Annotated in this window: 14 protein-coding genes and 1 tRNA gene; 8 read left to right on the top strand and 7 right to left on the bottom strand. The window is 52.5% G+C overall.

Annotation, left to right across the window (positions count from 1 at the left end; all coding sequences use genetic code 11):
- Positions 1 to 148: 148 nt before the first annotated feature.
- Positions 149 to 1,189 carry an NADP(H)-dependent aldo-keto reductase gene (locus tag DD586_RS04460; RefSeq protein WP_012883624.1) on the top strand — a complete coding sequence of 347 codons (1,041 nt, stop codon included), beginning with the start codon at positions 149 to 151 and terminating at the stop codon, positions 1,187 to 1,189.
- Between the two features lie 122 nt (positions 1,190 to 1,311).
- Here the strand turns inward: DD586_RS04460 and DD586_RS04455 are convergent, their stop codons facing one another.
- The 4 genes from DD586_RS04455 to trmB form a co-directional block, all read right to left on the bottom strand.
- Positions 1,312 to 4,317, bottom strand: coding sequence for an autotransporter serine protease (locus tag DD586_RS04455; RefSeq protein ID WP_228669747.1), 3,006 nt, complete (start codon positions 4,315 to 4,317; stop codon positions 1,312 to 1,314).
- An 880-nt stretch (positions 4,318 to 5,197) separates the two neighbouring features.
- Positions 5,198 to 5,914, bottom strand: a complete 717-nt coding sequence (locus DD586_RS04450; RefSeq protein ID WP_012883621.1) for a YggN family protein — start codon at positions 5,912 to 5,914, stop codon at positions 5,198 to 5,200.
- Positions 5,915 to 6,037: 123 nt separating this feature from the next.
- On the bottom strand, positions 6,038 to 6,382 hold the full coding sequence (locus DD586_RS04445) for a YggL family protein (RefSeq protein WP_012883620.1): 345 nt from the start codon (positions 6,380 to 6,382) through the stop codon (positions 6,038 to 6,040).
- Positions 6,382 to 7,101 (bottom strand): tRNA (guanosine(46)-N7)-methyltransferase TrmB, encoded by a 720-nt coding sequence (gene trmB, locus DD586_RS04440; protein ID WP_012883619.1) that lies wholly within the window; start codon positions 7,099 to 7,101, stop codon positions 6,382 to 6,384. Before trmB ends, DD586_RS04445 begins: the two co-directional genes overlap by 1 nt.
- Before the next feature lie 158 nt (positions 7,102 to 7,259).
- Here trmB and mutY point away from each other — a divergent pair, with 158 nt between their 5' ends.
- From mutY to ansP, 4 genes are all read left to right on the top strand, one after another.
- The gene (mutY, locus tag DD586_RS04435; protein ID WP_041164790.1) at positions 7,260 to 8,345 is read left to right on the top strand and encodes an A/G-specific adenine glycosylase; all 1,086 of its coding nucleotides are present in this window, start codon (positions 7,260 to 7,262) and stop codon (positions 8,343 to 8,345) included.
- 2 nt (positions 8,346 to 8,347) lie between these two features.
- Entirely contained in the window at positions 8,348 to 8,620 is a 273-nt protein-coding gene (locus DD586_RS04430; RefSeq protein WP_012883617.1) for an oxidative damage protection protein, read from the top strand.
- Between the two features lie 54 nt (positions 8,621 to 8,674).
- Complete coding sequence (mltC, locus tag DD586_RS04425) at positions 8,675 to 9,757, top strand: membrane-bound lytic murein transglycosylase MltC (RefSeq protein WP_012883616.1); 1,083 nt, start codon at positions 8,675 to 8,677, stop codon at positions 9,755 to 9,757.
- Positions 9,758 to 10,207: 450 nt separating this feature from the next.
- Positions 10,208 to 11,665: an L-asparagine permease gene (ansP, locus tag DD586_RS04420; RefSeq protein WP_012883615.1), complete on the top strand. Its 1,458-nt coding sequence runs from the start codon at positions 10,208 to 10,210 to the stop codon at positions 11,663 to 11,665.
- 74 nt (positions 11,666 to 11,739) lie between these two features.
- On the opposite strand, the gene DD586_RS04415 is transcribed toward ansP, so the two are convergent.
- Together DD586_RS04415 and DD586_RS04410 are read right to left on the bottom strand one after the other, a co-directional pair.
- A complete protein-coding gene (locus DD586_RS04415; RefSeq protein WP_041164291.1) occupies positions 11,740 to 12,150 on the bottom strand; it encodes a hypothetical protein in 411 nt (136 codons plus the stop codon).
- A gap of 269 nt (positions 12,151 to 12,419) precedes the next feature.
- Positions 12,420 to 14,573, bottom strand: coding sequence for an ornithine decarboxylase (locus DD586_RS04410; protein WP_012883613.1), 2,154 nt, complete (start codon positions 14,571 to 14,573; stop codon positions 12,420 to 12,422).
- Between the two features lie 658 nt (positions 14,574 to 15,231).
- On the opposite strand from DD586_RS04410, the gene DD586_RS04405 reads away from it, so the two are divergent.
- Together DD586_RS04405 and DD586_RS04400 are read left to right on the top strand one after the other, a co-directional pair.
- Positions 15,232 to 15,307, top strand: a tRNA-Phe gene (locus tag DD586_RS04405).
- Positions 15,308 to 15,470: 163 nt separating this feature from the next.
- Positions 15,471 to 16,730 carry a tyrosine-type recombinase/integrase gene (locus tag DD586_RS04400; RefSeq protein WP_012883612.1) on the top strand — a complete coding sequence of 420 codons (1,260 nt, stop codon included), beginning with the start codon at positions 15,471 to 15,473 and terminating at the stop codon, positions 16,728 to 16,730.
- Positions 16,731 to 17,697: 967 nt separating this feature from the next.
- Here the strand turns inward: DD586_RS04400 and DD586_RS04395 are convergent.
- The gene (locus DD586_RS04395; RefSeq protein WP_012883610.1) at positions 17,698 to 17,919 is read right to left on the bottom strand and encodes a helix-turn-helix domain-containing protein; all 222 of its coding nucleotides are present in this window, start codon (positions 17,917 to 17,919) and stop codon (positions 17,698 to 17,700) included.
- A 120-nt stretch (positions 17,920 to 18,039) separates the two neighbouring features.
- Between DD586_RS04395 and DD586_RS21210 the strand changes: the two genes are divergently transcribed.
- Positions 18,040 to 18,300 (top strand): helix-turn-helix domain-containing protein, encoded by a 261-nt coding sequence (locus DD586_RS21210; RefSeq protein WP_012883609.1) that lies wholly within the window; start codon positions 18,040 to 18,042, stop codon positions 18,298 to 18,300.
- The last annotated feature ends 99 nt before the right edge of the window (positions 18,301 to 18,399 follow it).

The raw sequence follows: 18,399 nt of genomic DNA, 5'->3' as shown, positions 1-18,399 counted from the left end.
CCCATAGTCAGGGGGACGTCGTTTTTGCCCTGATCAATGCGTAGTCTGACCGCACAAAGGGTCTTCCCCCCTCGTCACAGCTTAGTTATAGTCAAAATTGCGGTGCCGTCGCACCCGCGTTACTCAGAAGAATAAAAAGGAAACCGCAATGCTCTATCACCGTATTCCCCACAGCAGTTTGGAAGTCAGTACACTCGGTTTGGGTACCATGACCTTCGGCGAGCAAAATAGCGAAGCAGACGCCCATGCCCAGTTGGATTTTGCGGTTGCCGCCGGCGTTAACCTGATTGATACCGCAGAAATGTACCCGGTTCCACCACGGCCGGAAACGCAGGGACTCACGGAGAGCTACATCGGTTCCTGGCTGAAAAGCCGCGGTGGGCGTGAAAAGCTGATCATCGCTAGCAAAGTCTCAGGACCGGCGCGTCTCAATGACAGTAGCTTACGCCCGCAGCAGGCGCTGGATCGCAAGAATATCCGCGCCGCGCTGGACGACAGTCTCAAACGCCTGAACACCGATTATATCGACTTGTATCAGCTACACTGGCCGCAGCGTCAGACCAACAGCTTCGGCAAGCTCAATTACCAGTACACCCAGGAAAAACCGGCCGTCACGTTACTGGAAACCCTGGAAGCGCTAAACGAACAGGTACGGGCGGGGAAAATCCGCTATATCGGTGTATCGAACGAAACCCCATGGGGGGTGATGCGCTATTTGCAACTGGCGGAAAAACATGAGTTGCCGCGTATCGTCTCTATTCAGAACCCCTATAGTCTGCTGAACCGCAGCTTCGAGGTCGGTCTGGCTGAAGTCAGCCAGCATGAAGGCGTGGAACTGCTGGCCTACTCGCCGCTGGCATTCGGCACCTTGACGGGGAAATACCTCAACGGCGCTAAACCGGCAGGCGCACGTAATACGTTGTTTAGTCGTTTTGTTCGCTACTCGGCACCGCATACCCAGCAAGCCATCGCCGAATATGTGGCACTGGCAAACAAGCACGGTCTGGACCCGGCGCAAATGGCGTTGGCGTTTGTGCGCCAGCAACCGTTTGTCGCCAGCACCCTGCTTGGCGCGACAACGCTGGAACAGTTAAAAACCAACCTGGATAGCCTGAGCCTGACGCTCAGTGAAGAGATCCTGACGGAACTGGAAGCTATCCACCGCCGCTTTACCATTCCCGCACCGTGATGGTGTACTGCTCCATAATGGTGTAGTGCTCCATGATGGTGTAGTGCTCCATGATGGTATAGTGCACGTTGATAATACACTGCGCCTTCCCAGGAAGGCGCAGTTCCCACCGTACCGTTCAGTCAGAACGCCATACTAAATAGCGCCTGAGCACTGTCATCTTTCATGCGAGTAGCGCGATCGCCTTGATACCCCAGTGACAAATGCATATTACGGGAAAAATCCACCGCCACCCCTGCCCGCATCAGACGCGTGTTATCCGCCAGCGGCAGCCCTTGTGTGGTAAAGGTATCGCCACCGGAAACAAAGCGTAAACGAACCTGATTGTCATCGTGACTTAAACGATGCTGATAGCCGATATCCCCATACAATGATACTGGCAGGCGTGATAACGGCCGGACTTTCAGGCGCAAACCGCCGGTTGCAAAGGCGCTACGGCTGGTCTCCTTATCAAACGCCAACGCCGCACTGCTACCGCTCTCCTGCCCTGCCTGATTTTGCAGCCAGACCCAGGCGGTATTGCCATAGGGCTCTATACTGACGCTATCAAAGACGTCAAAGCGGTGACTGGCTTCCACAAACCCCTGAGCCAGATTGGCGTGATAGTCACCGGTTGCCTGCCCATCCAGACCGGAGACTGTAATACCGCGCTGGCTATCGAGCGTGATATGGCTGTAACTCAGGCCAGAGCGCAGATCGAGCGCCAGTGCCCGACCAGACAAATACACACCGGCATGCAAAGCGTTCAGATCACCTCGGGATGCACGAGAATCCATCGTGATTTGCCCTTTTTCCGCACCAACGGCAACCCCCAACGCTCCTTGTTCGCCAACCGGGGTACCATTGCCAAGCAACACGCCGTAACCATCGTATTTGATTCCGGCCTGCACGCCGTCGTTATCCTGACGACCGTCATACCCCCAGCTACTGACCCAGGGTTCCGCGCCTTTTCCTGCACTGATCATGGTATTGTTCAGAATCTCTCTAACCGACTGACTGTTGTGAATCAGCGCATTGCGTGCCGTGGCATAAAACTCACCGTTCAGATTATCAAACGCACGTCGGGCGCTGTCGGCATCCGGTAGATCGGCAATTGCGTTCAATACCGCTGTACCCGCTTGGTTATCGATGGCGTTAGCTATCGCACTCTGATTCGCGGTTTGCGCCACATCGCTAAAACGCACACTGTTACGCACCACACTGACCAGCGCACTTTGCGCGTTATAGGTCAATGCATTGGTCAAAAACAGCGAATTGTTCGTCGACTCCAGTGCATCAAATGCACCGGTCAAGGTGCCAGCCTTCACCAGCGTGAACTGCTCCCCCAGATGGGCGGGGGCTTGCCCAACCAGCTTAACCGTCCCGGCCAACTGGGCAGTATTCGTCACCACCAGCTGATCAGCATGACCTTGTTGATCGATCTCCACCAGATAAATGGAGCCGGGATCAAAGCGTACATTGCCCACCGTGAGTGTGCCGATTGAATTGCCCGGTGATAATGTACCGCCATTCTGTACCACGACAGAGCCGTTGATAGTGCCATGCCCACCGAGTATCGCGCCGGATAATACCCAGGCGTCACCGGCCAGATGTCCGGCATCACCGGCTACCTTACCGACAATCAGCTTGCCACCTTCTACTACCGTCGGACCGGCAAAGGTGTCATTCCCTGTCAGATATAGCGTACCGGCACCCTGCTTACGCAGGCCGACATCCAGCCCAAGCAACGCACTTCCACTGGTGGTATTTTTCACCTGGCCGATGTCGTTACTCCAGGTGCTATCAATACCTTTGGTATCAATAGAGTACAGGGCAAAATTCCCACCAAACGTACCGCTACTGAGATCGCTGTCCACCAGACGTTTCGCGTTCAGTAAACCGGGGCCTTGTACCGCTTTAAACGCATTGACGACCCCTTGCCCGAATAGCGCCTGATAGGCACTCTGTGACATCACGGTAATATTCTGGTCGGCAGCCGCGCTCAAAATTGCTGCACGCACCTGATCATCCGTCATACCGTTATAGGGGCTTTTAATTTTCAATGAGCTTATTAGTGTGGTCAGTTCATCATCGGTGAAGGTAATACCGGTATGGGTGGAATACACTTTGATAGCCGTACCGGTGAGCGACTGATTCTCGTCATACTGTTCATTCGCCAGTACCACCGCTTTCGGCAACGCATCACCCGTTAGTGGCGTCGCAGTCGACAACAGCACATCAGCAATCTGCTTGCCACTCATATAGGGAAACGCCTGGCTGACCAGTGCACCGACCCCCGCCACATAAGGTGAAGCGAAGGAGGTGCCGCTAACCCGAAAATAGGTGTTATTGGTGGAGGGTGTGATGATATTAACGCCAGGTGCCAGCAGACTATAATCGGTCGCCCCCTGAGCCAGGTTGCTGAATGTGGCAATAAACGCGGCGCTGCTGGTCGGCTGAGAGGGATCATAGGCCATGACGTTAATCCAGGTATTGGCGATATTGTCCTGAAGACCATTGTTATCCAACACCGTCGGCAGCGCGGAAAACAGTGTCGGCGTCAGATGTCCTTCGTTACCGGCGGACATCACCATTAACTGCCCCTGACTGGCCAGCACATTCCCTGCGCTGACATAAGCGGGGACCACCGTATTGAGCAGCAAGTCCTGCATGGCAGCCGAGTAAGAGGAGATCTGGTCGGGATAGAACAAAAACCCCCAGCTGTTGCTGATGATTTTCACATCCGAGCGGTTGGTCATGTCCACCATGCCCTGCAATAAATCCCCAATGGAATTATCCGTTCCCAGCGTTAACAGGTTCGAATCATAGGCAATGCCTTGAACCCCAACCCCATTACGGGCAGCGCCAATCACCCCGGCAACCCAATAACCGTGCGGGCTGGCACTGCTAGGGTCGCTAATCCAGTGTGAACCTGAGTCCACCTTGCCATTGAACTCATCATTACTGGATAAATCCCCGACGCGGTTAATAATGCCAACGGTGACCCCGGCACCGCTGTACCCCAGCGCATACGCATCAGCCGCGTGGATAGAATCGAGCGCGGCACCGTTGCGCAGATATTCCGGTGTGCGAAAATCATCAGCGGTCGTGGCATAACTGGGGGAAAACGCGCCCCCAATGTTCAGCATCAATAACACTATCGCGAGCGATCCTCTCTTAACGCGAACGCTCTTAACGCGAATGTTATCGATGACAACCCGACAGATGTGATGAAAAAAATCCGTTTTTGGGGCATGAGAAGCCCCTAACGTCTGAAACGTCATGCACATATGACACATCCTGGCAATGAAAAAAATAATAAAATCTCAACGCACGGATCGGGAGATCCGATAATCAAGCAGTACGGGACGTTTTATTTGCTGTGTGGGGAGTGACACCCTGCTCATTATTTCCTTTATGCTTTATGGCGCATTGGGAGATAGGTATGAGATGTCGTCACTAAAAAAGAAAGTTGATGAATTTTGTTGAACAAAAAATGTTCATACGTCATCATCATCGTGGTGAAAATACCGCCTATTGGGGCATACCTTGCCATCATCGACCGTCATCCTTATTCGGTAATACATTCCATTTAATACATTCCATTGATTCAGAAACGCCCTATAGCTGTTATAATCCAGCATACTCCTGCATACTTCATGTGCCACACTTCAGGTTTCAGATACGTTGGGTTTCAATCCCACCCATTAGCGTATCAACCCGTAACCCGGTGACCATGAATTTATTTTTACAGGATGACATCAAGTCATAACGAAAACTTGCGCCTCTTAATAATATTCTTACACAATAAAAATGAACAAAACAAGCCATTTCATTTTCAATTTCGTGAAAGAAAATAAAACAGAAACAAAATGAGAATAAATAGAAAAATCAAGAAACAATAACGTGAATAAGGAAATGGGGAAGTTTAATAAATGTAAATCACGGCAGGAGTGTGAAGAGGCATGTACATGATAAAAAGAAAAAGGCGAACACAGAATAATGCATTCGCCCTTATGGAAGTAAAGGTTATTTAATTGACTTCAATAGCGTCTGGCGTTGATTTTCCAGTGCCGTCACCCGATTGCAAACATCGTGACCAAAACGCTGAAAATCTGATTCCTGCGTTTTCCACTCAGTTTGAATGGCTTGCTGCAGACCACCCAGATTCCCCATCATCGCCTGCAACGGATTACCGCCGCTGCTGCCCAGTTGTTTGACGCCCATTTCATTGAGGCTATCTTGCAAGACCCCACCCATTGTCCGCTCGACAATCTGCTGTCCGTCCTGCTCAGCCCGCTTAATCGCCTGATGATGGAAAGCCAGACCATCGCTGCGATGCTCGATAATCCGGTTCATCTGCTGTTTTAGCTGCTCATCCAATGACCCCAGCCGGTTACGCACATTACTGTCGCTGCCGAGCTGTTGCACAATCACCTTGTCTAATGCCTGACGCGCTTTCTCCAGGTGTTGGCGTGCCCCTTCGTCAATCCACGGCAGTTGCTGGCGCAATTCAGCCTGATACGACTGAGCCTGCTGACGCTGTGCACTATTGAGGTTCAGCGCGCTGCCGTTGCTCAATACATCCCCTTGCGGTGAAATTTGCAGATTACCGCTGGCACCGACCACGCTCACACTCTGTGGGCTGATAATGATGTCGTCTTGTGGTTGAACATGGCATTGATAGGCTGCCTGCGCTTGCCAGGCCAGTAACATCAATGCTCCCAAGGTCATTTTACGCAGCATAAAAACTCCTGAAAAAACGGCGTCAAACACCAGCCGCAACACCCGGCGGCAAAGGCTTTCACCACAGCCATCACCGGCGTACTTCACCGATGATGACAGCAGTGGTGACAAAAAACGCGCGATTTAACCGAGGTGAGCGGGCAGATCCCACCAGATGTCGAACAAATCGCTGACCGTTACCTCCGTCAACTGATGTGACTCCAGCCAGTTACGCACCAGTTCACGCTGTTCATCGGTGCAGTTACCCAGCTGTTGCAGGCACACCAGACCTTCCCATTGCAGATAGCCGCTGCCTTCAAACGCCAGGCCGTTTGGCTCGATCACCTCATCAACAAACAGATCCAGCGTGCGATCAATCTCTTCCACACTGGTTCCTTGCGCAAAACGCCAGCTAACCGAAAAACCAAACTCCTGAAACTCATCGATATGCAGTTTCTTGCGTAAACGACGACTCCGATTCTTAGCCATTATTGATTCCTCTCAAACATCAGATCCCAGACGCCATGCCCCAGCCGTTGGCCGCGGGCCTCAAATTTAGTCAACGGCCGTGAAGCCGGACGCGGTACATAATCATTATGATCAGACAGATTGCGGTAACCTGCGACCGTACTCATCACTTCGAGCATATGTTGCGCATAAGGTTCCCAGTCGGTCGCCATATGGAACACCCCGCCAACCGCCAATTTCCGTAGCACCAGCTCGGCGAACGGTGCTTGTACAATGCGACGTTTGTTATGGCGCGCTTTGTGCCACGGGTCAGGGAAAAACAGTTGCACCATGGCAAGCGAGCCATCGGGAATCATTCGCTCCAGCACTTCTACCGCGTCGTGGCACATCACCCGTAGGTTGTCGACGCCCGCTTCCTGAGCGGCCCCCAGACAAGCGCCCACACCGGGGACATGCACTTCGATACCGATAAAATTCTGTTCCGGGTGCTGCTGCGCCATCGTCACCAGCGATGCCCCCATCCCAAAACCAATCTCCAACACCACTGGCGCCTCACGCCCAAATAACTGGGTGAAATCCAGCGGCTCATTCTGATATTCCACGCCCATCACCGGCCAAAAATCATCCAGCGCCTGTTGCTGTCCTTTGGTCAGGCGGCCCTGGCGGCGCACAAAACTGCGGATTCTGCGCAGTGGACGCCCGTTTTCATCGAATTCCGGAGATATGACGTTATTGATCATAATGCGTTCTGTAAGTCTGATTGGGTTGGGAAAACGCGCATTATCCAAGGATACGGTTGTTTAGCAAGTAGGCGGAGGCGGAAAGTTCCGGTTTACAGTACATTCACTCTGTGCTGCAATCGCTGTCAAATTTTTACCTGCCGGATAACGACGCCTCTATGATGCAAGCGCAACAGTTCGCGCAACAGGTGCTGGAGTGGTACGAGCGCTACGGACGTAAAACCTTACCCTGGCAACTCGAGAAAACCCCGTATAAAGTCTGGCTGTCAGAAGTGATGCTACAGCAGACCCAGGTCACCACCGTCATTCCCTATTTCGAACGGTTTATGGCGCGCTTTCCTACGGTGCGGGAACTGGCAGCGGCGCCATTAGATGATGTACTGCACCTGTGGACCGGGCTTGGCTACTATGCCCGCGCCCGCAACCTGCACAAGGCGGCGCAAACGATCGTCGAGCGCCACGGCGGCGACTTCCCTACCCGATTCGATGACATCGTCGACCTGCCCGGCGTGGGCCGCTCCACCGCGGGTGCTATTCTCTCGCTGTCACTCGGTCAGCACTATCCGATTCTGGATGGCAATGTCAAACGGGTGTTGGCGCGTTGCTACGCCGTCACTGGCTGGCCGGGGAAAAAAGAGGTCGAGAAGCAGTTGTGGACGTTGAGCGAAACCGTCACCCCGGCGCTTGGTGTCGAAAAATTTAATCAGGCGATGATGGATTTGGGAGCCATGGTCTGCACCCGCAGCCGCCCCAAATGCGAACTCTGCCCGCTCAGTAACGGTTGTGTCGCTTACGCTAACCACAACTGGGCCGAATACCCTGGCAAAAAACCCAAGCAGACATTACCGGAAAGAAACGCCTGGTTCTTGCTGATGCAACAGGCACAGACCGTTTGGCTGGAGCAACGTCCGGCGGTCGGCCTGTGGGGCGGCCTGTACTGTTTTCCGCAATTCACCACGAAAGATGAATTGGTGCAATGGCTCAGTCAGCGCGGCATCCCCCCACAAGGGCTGCGTCAGGGCATTGCTTTTCGTCATACCTTCAGCCATTTCCACCTGGATATCGTACCGATGTGGCTGGAGGTCTCCGACACAGGTTCCTGCATGGATGAAGGTGCCGGTCTTTGGTATAACTTAGCGCACCCGCCATCCGTAGGGCTTGCCGCCCCGGTAGAACGGTTGTTACGCCAGTTGGCTCAGCCGCAATCGGTCTTCGCTGAAGCCTGTGCACATGATGAGGAATAAGCATGAGCAGAACCATTTTTTGTACTTTTTTACAACGTGACGCCGAAGGGCTCGACTTCCAGCTTTACCCCGGTGAATTGGGTAAACGCATTTATAACAACATTTCGAAAGAAGCCTGGGCACATTGGCAAGCCAAGCAGACCATGCTTATCAACGAGAAAAAACTCAACATGATGAATGTGGAACACCGCAAGCTGCTGGAACAAGAGATGGTGCAGTTCCTGTTTGAAGGCAAGGACGTGCATATCGACGGTTACACCCCGCCGCAACACTAAATGACAAGGGCCGCCAGGCCCTGATGCATTCCTGATCTCGTACGGCTAGATACAATGAAGAAACTGCTTGCTTTGCTGCTTGTCGCCCCGTTGTTGATCTCCTGCTCCAGCAAAAAAGGAGGTGAGAACAACGAGGCGTTTATTAAAGACACCAACGCCTTCGACATTTTGATGGGGCAATTCGCCAATAACATCGAAAACATCTGGGGATTGAACGAGGTTCTGATCGCCGGCCCCAAAGACTACGTCAAATACTCTGATCAATATATGACGCGTAGTCACGTCAACTTCGACGCCGGTACCATCACCATCGAAACCATTTCTTCAACCAACTATCTGGCCAGTCTGCGTCAGGCGATTATCACCACCCTGTTGATGGGGGATAACGCCAGCAATACCGACCTTTATTCCGATGCCAACGATATCCAGATAAGCCGTGAACCCCTGCTGTACGGTCAGGTGCTGGACAACACCGGCCAGCCGATTCGCTGGGAAGGCCGCGCGGGCAATTTTGCTGATTATCTGCTGCAGAACAAGTTGCAACGCCGTACATCCGGTATGAAGGTCATCTGGTCAGTCACCATTCAACTGGTGCCGAACCACCTGGATAAACGTGCGCACAAATACCTGCCGATGGTGCGTCAGGCTTCCGAACGCTATGGCATCGACGCCTCACTGATTCTCGCCATCATGCAAACAGAATCCAGTTTCAACCCGTATGCGGTTAGCCGCTCTGACGCACTGGGGCTAATGCAGGTGGTACAACACAGCGCCGGACGCGATGTATTCAAAATGAGAGGGAAATGGGGCCAGCCAAGCCGCAGCTACCTGTTTGACCCGGAGAACAACATTGATACCGGTACGGCCTATCTGGCGATGCTGAAAAACGTCTACCTGTCTGGTATTCAGGATCCGACTTCACAACGCTACGCCATGATCACTGCCTATAACGGCGGCGCGGGCAGCGTATTACGGGTCTTCTCCAGCGATAAAGACACGGCGTTTGGCATTATCAATACTATGTCGCCCAGCCAGGTCTACCAGACCCTGACGACACGCCATCCGTCTGCTGAATCACGCCATTATCTGTACAAAGTTAATACGGCGCAGAAAAACTATCGCGGTTATAGCCGCTGATATTTCGCCGCAACAAGCGGTGTCCGTTCAGGACACCGCTTGCTTCCCAACCCCCGCTATTTTTTGTCGCCTCCACCGCCATTTCTGCGTCACATCATTAGCAATGATTAACAAATGACCATTGCAAACGATTGGTTACAGTCATAAGCAAACACTATCTAAAAAGCCAATTAATAGACTTAACGACTAAGAAAACAGCATTTAACCAATTAATCACTTAATAAAGGTGAAAAATGAAGCATACAAGCAAAACAAAGTGAAGGAATCAACGCAGAGAGTTTTTGCCTCTCCGGTCAGGAAACGGTAGCATCGCTGGCGTTTTTAGCTCCCCTGCACCGCAGAAGCAAAAACGCTATTCGTATGATGAAAAGCAAGCCACACGATGAACCAGGCTGTGACACAACAGCTAACTTCATGCTCCTGAATGACAGACAAGGAATCAAACGGGCAATGAATCAACATAACAATGAGGCCGAGCACCACGCCAAACGGCGTTGGCTCGAGTCACACGAAGCGGGTTACCACAAAAGCATGGGTAACCGTCAGGTGCAGATGATCGCTATCGGTGGTTCGATTGGTACCGGCTTATTTCTCGGCGCAGGCGCGCGATTACAGATGGCTGGCCCGGCACTGGCGTTGGTGTACCTGACGTGCGGTATTTTCTCGTTTTTCATTCTGCGGGCACTGGGTGAATTGATCGTACACCGTCCTTCCAGCGGTAGCTTTGTTTCCTACGCACGCGAGTTTTTGGGCGAAAAAGCCTCTTATGTCGCCGGCTGGATGTACTTCCTCAACTGGGCGATGACAGGTATCGTCGATATCACCGCTGTTGCGCTTTACATGCACTATTGGGGTACTTTTGCCGATATTCCCCAATGGATGTTCGCGCTCGGTGCACTGGCTATCGTCACTACCATGAACATGATTGGCGTGAAATGGTTCGCCGAGATGGAATTTTGGTTCGCGTTGATCAAAGTGGCGGCGATTTCCCTGTTCCTGATCGTGGGCACAATTTTTCTCGGCACGGGCAAAACGTTGGATGGCAACATACCGGGGTTGCACCTGATAACCGATAACGGCGGTCTGTTTCCGCATGGTCTGCTACCAGCATTAGTGCTGATACAAGGGGTTATCTTCGCGTTTGCCGGAGTAGAGCTTATCGGTACCGCCGCAGGCGAGTGTAAAGACCCGGAGAAGACACTGCCCAAAGCGGTCAACAGTGTTATCTGGCGTATCGGCCTGTTTTACGTCGGCTCTGTCATCCTGCTGGTTTGCCTGCTGCCGTGGAACGCCTATCAGGCCGGACAAAGCCCGTTCGTTACCTTCTTTAGCAAACTGGGCGTTCCTTATATCGGCACTATCATGAATATCGTGGTGCTCTCGGCGGCGCTCTCCAGCCTTAACTCCGGACTGTATTCTACCGGCCGTATCCTGCGTTCGTTGTCTCAGGGCGGTTCAGCACCAAAATTCCTTGGCAACATGAACGCGCAGTCAGTACCTTATGCCGGGATTCTGGTTACCGTCTGTATCCATGTGATCGGGGTATTTCTGAACTATATTGTGCCGTCGCAGGTATTTGAAATCGTACTGAATGTGGCTTCGCTCGGTATTATCAGTTCCTGGGCATTCATCATTATTTGTCAGATGAAGCTACGTCAGGCCATTCATCAGGGCAAAGCCAAGCCGGTCTCTTTCCGTATGCCGCTGGCGCCGTTTTCCTCCTGGCTGACGCTGGCCTTCTTGCTCAGCGTACTGGTGCTGATGGCGCTGGACTACCCTAACGGCACCTGGACTATCGCTACGATTCCGGTACTGGCTGTCCTGCTTATCGCGGGCTGGTATGGGTTGCGCAAACAAAAAGAAGACGCCAATCGCCTGAAAGCAGAGCATGAGAAAACGGCAGGGTAAAGCGTCAGTAGTAGTATAAATAAGAAGCCCCGACAGTTTGCCGGGGCTTCACTTTTTACGCGCAACAAACAGATTTAGTTGTCATAGTGCCACATAATCCAGGCACCATTTTCATATCGACATTTAAAAGTTGCATTACCAGCTGCAACACCGACCAAATCCTCTTCAACGGTATAACCATCGATACCTTTGCGCGTACTCACTTTCGCAATAATATCTTTGTTGGCAATATACCGCTCTATCTGGTCTGGGACGCCACCAACCGGTGCCGCCTGTTCCGCACAATAGGTACCATTCACCAGTTGATCAAAAGTCCGCTGACGAATAAACAACGTGGTATTCAATTCCGTTGATTCCGGCCGTGTTTTATGTTGCTCGATAGCCATACTAATTCGAAGTTCTCGATCACTCTTTACCGCCTCAACCATGTCATTGGTATCCTTGACTGGTTCAAAGTGTTTAATAGCCGTTTCTTGTTTCATCATTACTAATGGCATCATGTTTCCCTTTGTTTCGAATATCACGACCCAGAGTCGAACATACTGGGGAGTACATTAATGTGGACATACGGTCAAATGACCATCCACTGGAGCATCATAGTGAGACAGTGATCCATTAAGCTCGGTCTGACAAAGGAATAAATTGGAGAACATCAATAGCAAGAAGGGATTTAAAGAGTGGCGGATGTGCCTGAAGGCAGAGCAAGGATTGCCGCATTATGTCGATCCATAATGCGGCAAGAATGATGATGAAGTTAGCGGGCAATCACATTCGCGCACAGACGTTTGCTACCGTCTTCCTGCGCCACACTGTAAACGCCTTGTAGTTCCGGCGCAAAGCCTGGCATCAGGTTAATACCGGCTTCGAGAGCCTGGAAATAGTGCAGCACCGCACCACCCCACTCTTCCCCCGGCACCACGCACAACACACCCGGCGGGTAAGGCAACGCGCCTTCAGCGGCAATTCGCCCCTCAGCCTCAGCTAACGGCACTAAATCCACCTCGCCACGGATATACGCGGTATGCGCGTCCTGCGGTAATACCACCGCCTGTGGGAAAGAGGCTTTACGGAACATCTCTTTTTGCAGCCGTTTCACGTCATGGCTGGCGTAAAAATCGTGCATTTCCTGACACAACTGCCGCAACGTATAACCGGCATAACGCTGTTCATGCTTGCGATACAGACTCGGCAAGACTTCGCTTAACGGCGCATCCTGCTCGATCAGTTGCTCAAACTGCACCAACGCCGCCACCAGACGCTCCATCTTCGCACGGTCTTCTGCTGGCGTAAGCAAGAACAAAATCGAGTTCAGATCGCATTTCTCTGGAATGATGCCGTGCTCACGCAGGTAGTTGGCGAGAATCGTCGCCGGAATACCAAATGGGGTATAGGCACCCGTTGCCGCGTCAATGCCTGGCGTAGTCAGCAACAGCTTACACGGGTCAACAAAATACTGTTGCGGCGCGTAGCCTTCAAAAGCATGCCAGCTGTCGCCCGGCTCGAAGTTAAAGAAACGCACGTCTTGTGCCATCACATCGGTGTCGTGATCCTGCCAGCGTTTCCCGCCCACTATCGGCGGCACAAACGGTTTGATAAGCGAACAGTGCTCCAGCAGTTGCTTACGCGCTTCAATCCCCAGCCTGACGCATTCCATCCACAACCGACGACCGCTCGGCCCTTCGTGCATTTTGGCGTTCACATCCAGCGCCGCAAACAGCGGGTAAAACGGGCTGGTGGAGGCATGTAGCATGAAGGCGTTATTCAGACGCTTATGCGGACAAAAGCGTTTTTGCCCACGAATATGGTTATCTTTCTTGTGGATTTGCGACGTTTGTGAGAAACCGGCCTGCTGTTTATGCACCGACTGAGTGACAAAAATCCCCGGGTCGTTCTCGTTTAAATCCAGCAACAGTGGCGAGCACTGCTCCATCATCGGGATGAACTGTTCATACCCCACCCAGGCAGAGTCAAACAAAATGTAGTCACACAGGTGACCGATGCTATCCACCACCTGGCGGGCGTTATAGATAGTGCCGTCGTAGGTGCCCAGTTGAATCACCGCCAGCCGGAACGGCCTGGCTTCATCAGCACGGTCCGGGGCGGCTTCGCGAATAAGCTCGCGCAGATAGCCTTCATCAAAACAATGCGCGTCCACCCCACCGATAAAACCAAAGGGGTTACGGGCCGTTTCCAGATAAATTGGCGTCGCCCCCGCCTGAATCAGCGCACCATGATGGTTGGATTTGTGGTTATTACGATCAAACAGCACCAGATCGCCGCGTGTCAGCAACGCGTTGGTCACCACTTTATTCGCCGCCGACGTCCCGTTCAGCACAAAGTAGGTTTTATCGGCATTGAATACGGTGGCGGCAAATTTCTGCGCTTTTTTAGCGGCACCTTCATGGATCAACAAGTCGCCCAGTTTCACATCCGCGTTGCAGATGTCGGAGCGGAACATGTTTTCGCCATAAAATTCGAAAAACTGACGGCCTGCCGGATGCTTGCGGAAAAATGACCCGCCCTGATGTCCTGGGCAGGCAAACGTGGTATTACGCATGCCAACATATTTAGACAGCGTGTCGAAAAACGGCGGCAACAAACGAGCCTGATACTCCGCAGCCACTTTTTCCAGTTGCAGCGCGTGTTCCCCGGCTTTATCCAGACTCAGCCACTCGCTGCCCGGTGGCAGCTGTTCTTCACCGGTGTGCCACGGCTCACGCACCACGAATGCCGGAATACCGAAACCGGAGTGATGCATCACCGACAGGATGCCGCTGCGCGCCTCCTCAACCGACACCACGACGGCCGCGATATCGGTAAAATCGGTCTGACTGAGCGCCACAATCGGACGCAAGGTGATTAGACGGGAGGCAACCGCCGCATTAGCCGCAATTTTTAACTGTTTCATGTACCCAAACCCAAACGGTCAAGAATGAGTGTACGTGCCTGAAAGACACCGCGCAGAGATAACGCTACGTATTAAGCGTAACGTACCCCATCAACTACTGCCCAAAACGACAAACAGCATGCCAGCTAACCGCGACAAATGTATGACCCGCGCCAACGGCACAGAGAAATACGCATCATCTGGGACCAGCACCGTCCGATAGACATCAGTAAAATCAGAGACCGAACGGCTCTATTTTTAGTCATGCCTAACAGTGGGCGTCAGCACGCCTCACCGCATGGTGGTAAGGGATAATCGGAAAAACAGGGATGGGGTTAACGCAGTGCGTTCAAGGTGCGGCAACAACAGCGGAGATCCGGCGCACGGTGTCTGTACCATGGGCGTTGAATCTGACATATCCGCAATCCTCTAAATAACCGCAGGTGAAAGGTAAGCTAAAAACCGCGCAATAGTGGCATTATTTTTCACCGAATTCAAGAAAACGAATGTGACAGTATTTATCGGTGCATTACCGCCTGCCATCAGGCTTGCCTGCGCCCCACCCCGCTCGTCAAATCAATGACGAACAGGGGCGACTGGCTGAAAATAGACCAACCGCAGCGATTGTGACAGAAACTCGTTGACGCTCATCGCGATATACGGTTTAATGCGCCCCGTTGCCCGGATAGCTCAGTCGGTAGAGCAGGGGATTGAAAATCCCCGTGTCCTTGGTTCGATTCCGAGTCCGGGCACCATATTTTTGTTTTGGGACGTTCCTATACGTCCGGGAACATAGAAAAATCAGTAAGTTGATAAGAATCTGGAGTACATAAAGGTACTGCCAGATTTTTTGACATCCGTAGTTTTTGGGGGCTTAATTGGGGGTCTGTCGGTTCGATAAACTACGGAGCCCCCACCATGCCCCTGACTGATACCGCCATCCGCAACGCCAAACCGCTCGATAAACCTTACAAACTCAGTGACGCGCAAGGTCTATACCTGCTGATTAAACCTAACGGTTCCAAGCTCTGGCATCTTAAGTACCGCTTCGGCGGAAAGGAGAAGAAACTGGCGTTTGGCGCTTACCCGACTGCCTCGCTGGCAACCGCCCGTAAACTGCGTGAGGAAGCCCGTGCGGTACTCTGCGCGGGTGCCGATCCCGGAGTAAAAAAACAGCAGGACAAGCAGGCGAGAAAAAACGGCAATACCTTTGAGACCGTCTCCCGTCAGTGGGTGGCCGCGAACATTCGCTGGACTGAGGCACACGCCGCCAAAGTCCTTCGTTCACTGGAATTACACGTTTTCCCGCTGATCGGTAAGACCCCCCTTACCGACCTGAAAACCGCCGACTTGCTGATCCCGCTGCGGGTAGCGGAGAAAAAGGGCTGTCTGGAAACGGCTGCACGGATACAGCAACGCACGACGGTCATCATGCGTTACGCCGTACAGGAAGGACTGATTGCCAGCAATCCGGCCAATGACCTCTGCGGTGCTATCACCACACCGCCGAAAAACCATTACCCTGCCCTGCCGTTAGAAAGGTTGCCGGAACTGCTGGAAAGAATCGAAGGCTATTCCGGCAGACTGCTGACAAGATTGGCGGTACAGCTTAATTTGCTGATCTTTATCCGTTCCAGCGAATTACGTTTTGCCCGTTGGACGGAAATCGATCTGGATAACGCCATGTGGACACTTCCCGCACAGCGGGAGCCCATTACGGGTGTGCGTCACTCAGAGCGTGGTGCAAAAATGAAAACGCCGCATCTGGTGCCGCTGTCAAAACAGGCGGTAACGGTACTGAAGCAGCTAAAACTACTATCCGGCAACGGGGATTTGCTCTTTCCGGGCGATCACGATGCGCGTAAACCAATGAGTGAGAACACTATCAACAAAGCGCTGCGAACGATGGGGTACGACACGCAGGCGGACATCTGCGGACATGGCTTCCGCACGATAGCATGTAGCGCGTTGATTGAATCAGGTCGATGGTCAAAAGATGCCGTGGAGCGGCAGATGAGCCATCAGGAGCGCAACCACGTTCGCGCCGCCTATATTCACAAGGCGGAGCACCTCGACGAACGCACGCAGATGATGCAATGGTGGTCGGATTATCTTGATGCCTGCCAGCATCAGTTCATCCCGGCTTATCGCTTTGAGAAGTCGATTAAGGTTGCCTGAGTCAGACGGATGCACCGATGGAATAAGCCGCTTCTGATCGAAAAGAGTCGGCTTATATTGTTTCTTTACGCCGCTGTTGCATCAGGGCTGAGGCGGAGCGCAGCAGAGCGAGCACCGAACATCCCTGATACAACAGCGGATTTTTCACCATCGCAATTGCCCGTGTTTACAGGGACAAACGATATGACAGGCCGCGCTTGTATGGCTTTTTAATGGATGCGAACAGCAGAAATTAAAAAGTGGCGTGAGGCGAGTAAATTCCGTTTCGCAGAAATGGCTAATTTGCGTCGCCGAACCCATCTGCAAACAGCCGCGCCCACGCGGCTTTTGCAGACCGGGGGGAGCCGCAAAAAATTTGCCGCCCCAGCGAGCAAATAGGCGCGCCCACGCGCCGGTTTTTGTGGGGGGCTTGCCCCGCACACCGTCGCCGCTAAGTCTCCGGCCACCAGCCGGTAGCGTGGCGCGACCAACCCATTTAAAGCGGCGTTTCCCGTTATTTCGCATCGAGCCAGCGAGGAAAAGAAATAACAGGCTAAAACGCGCGTCTTAAAGGGGTTGGTCGCGCGTAGCGCGCGACGGTGTGCCGCCGTTGACCTTGGGGGTTTTGGCGTGGCGTCCAGCCACGACATTACCCCCATGTGCCAGGCAATAAGGGCGTCCAGCCCGCATGAACTGGCGCACGCCGTTTTGTGCCGGGAAATGTATTTTCCGGCACATGACTGCATTGCTGCCACCGCATTCGCCTCACGCTGTCGGCGCATCACATCGGCTCATACCTGAGGCGAACTAATGAGGCAATCTCATGAGGCGAATAAAAGACGAAAATGATGGAATCAATAATAGTGACACTCACTATCGCGACTCACTGAGAAATTTATCGATAAAAGTAAACTGCCGCGCTTCGCTTGCCTTCTCCCGAACCGTTACCGACCCAGGCCGATAACGGTTCGGGAGATCCTGTTTTACTTTAACGATTTTCTGACTTGCGGTAACGGGAAGGCCAGATTTCCGCAGGCGAAACACCCAGCGCTTCCGCAATCAGCTTTTCCCCTTTAGGCCAGTGTCTTGTTAGCGCATTTGCCAGCGTGGAAGACGCTAACCCCGCGTTACGCGAAACCGCCGCCAGTGTTGTTCCTCGCTTTCTTAACCCGGCGATGATATCAGCCGGGTGCCAGTCCTTATCAATCATCACCATGATCCTTATTCTGTAGCCTCACATTAAACATCATTTGTTCAGAGAGTCTAAACAACCACGATGTTAAGTAATGCTAAACACTAAGTCAATCTATGATCATTGATGGTGTAATGAATGCTGCCTGCTCGTCTCAAAACCGCCCGACTACGGGCAGATCTCACTCAGGAAAAACTGGGAGTTCTTGCTGGCATCGAGGAAGAAACTGCACGTTCCCGCGTGTCTCAGTATGAAGGTGGGATACATCGTCCAACGTTTGAAATGATGTGCGCATTTGCAAAGGTGCTTAATGTGCCGGAATGTTACTTTTACACGGTAAACGATGATTTTGCTGACATGATTCTGGAGCTTTACCTTAAACATCAGCGCCATTCCTGATGAATGCAAATAAGTCCCCCTCTCTATTGTTCAGGAAGTCTAAGCAACCCTCATGTAAAGTAGTGCTAAACATGCTATCAATATTCTTATTGATGGTGC

The organism is Dickeya parazeae Ech586 (genome assembly GCF_000025065.1).
Classification (GTDB): Bacteria; Pseudomonadota; Gammaproteobacteria; order Enterobacterales; family Enterobacteriaceae; genus Dickeya; species Dickeya zeae.
This window is presented reverse-complemented; position numbering and strand designations above follow the sequence as displayed.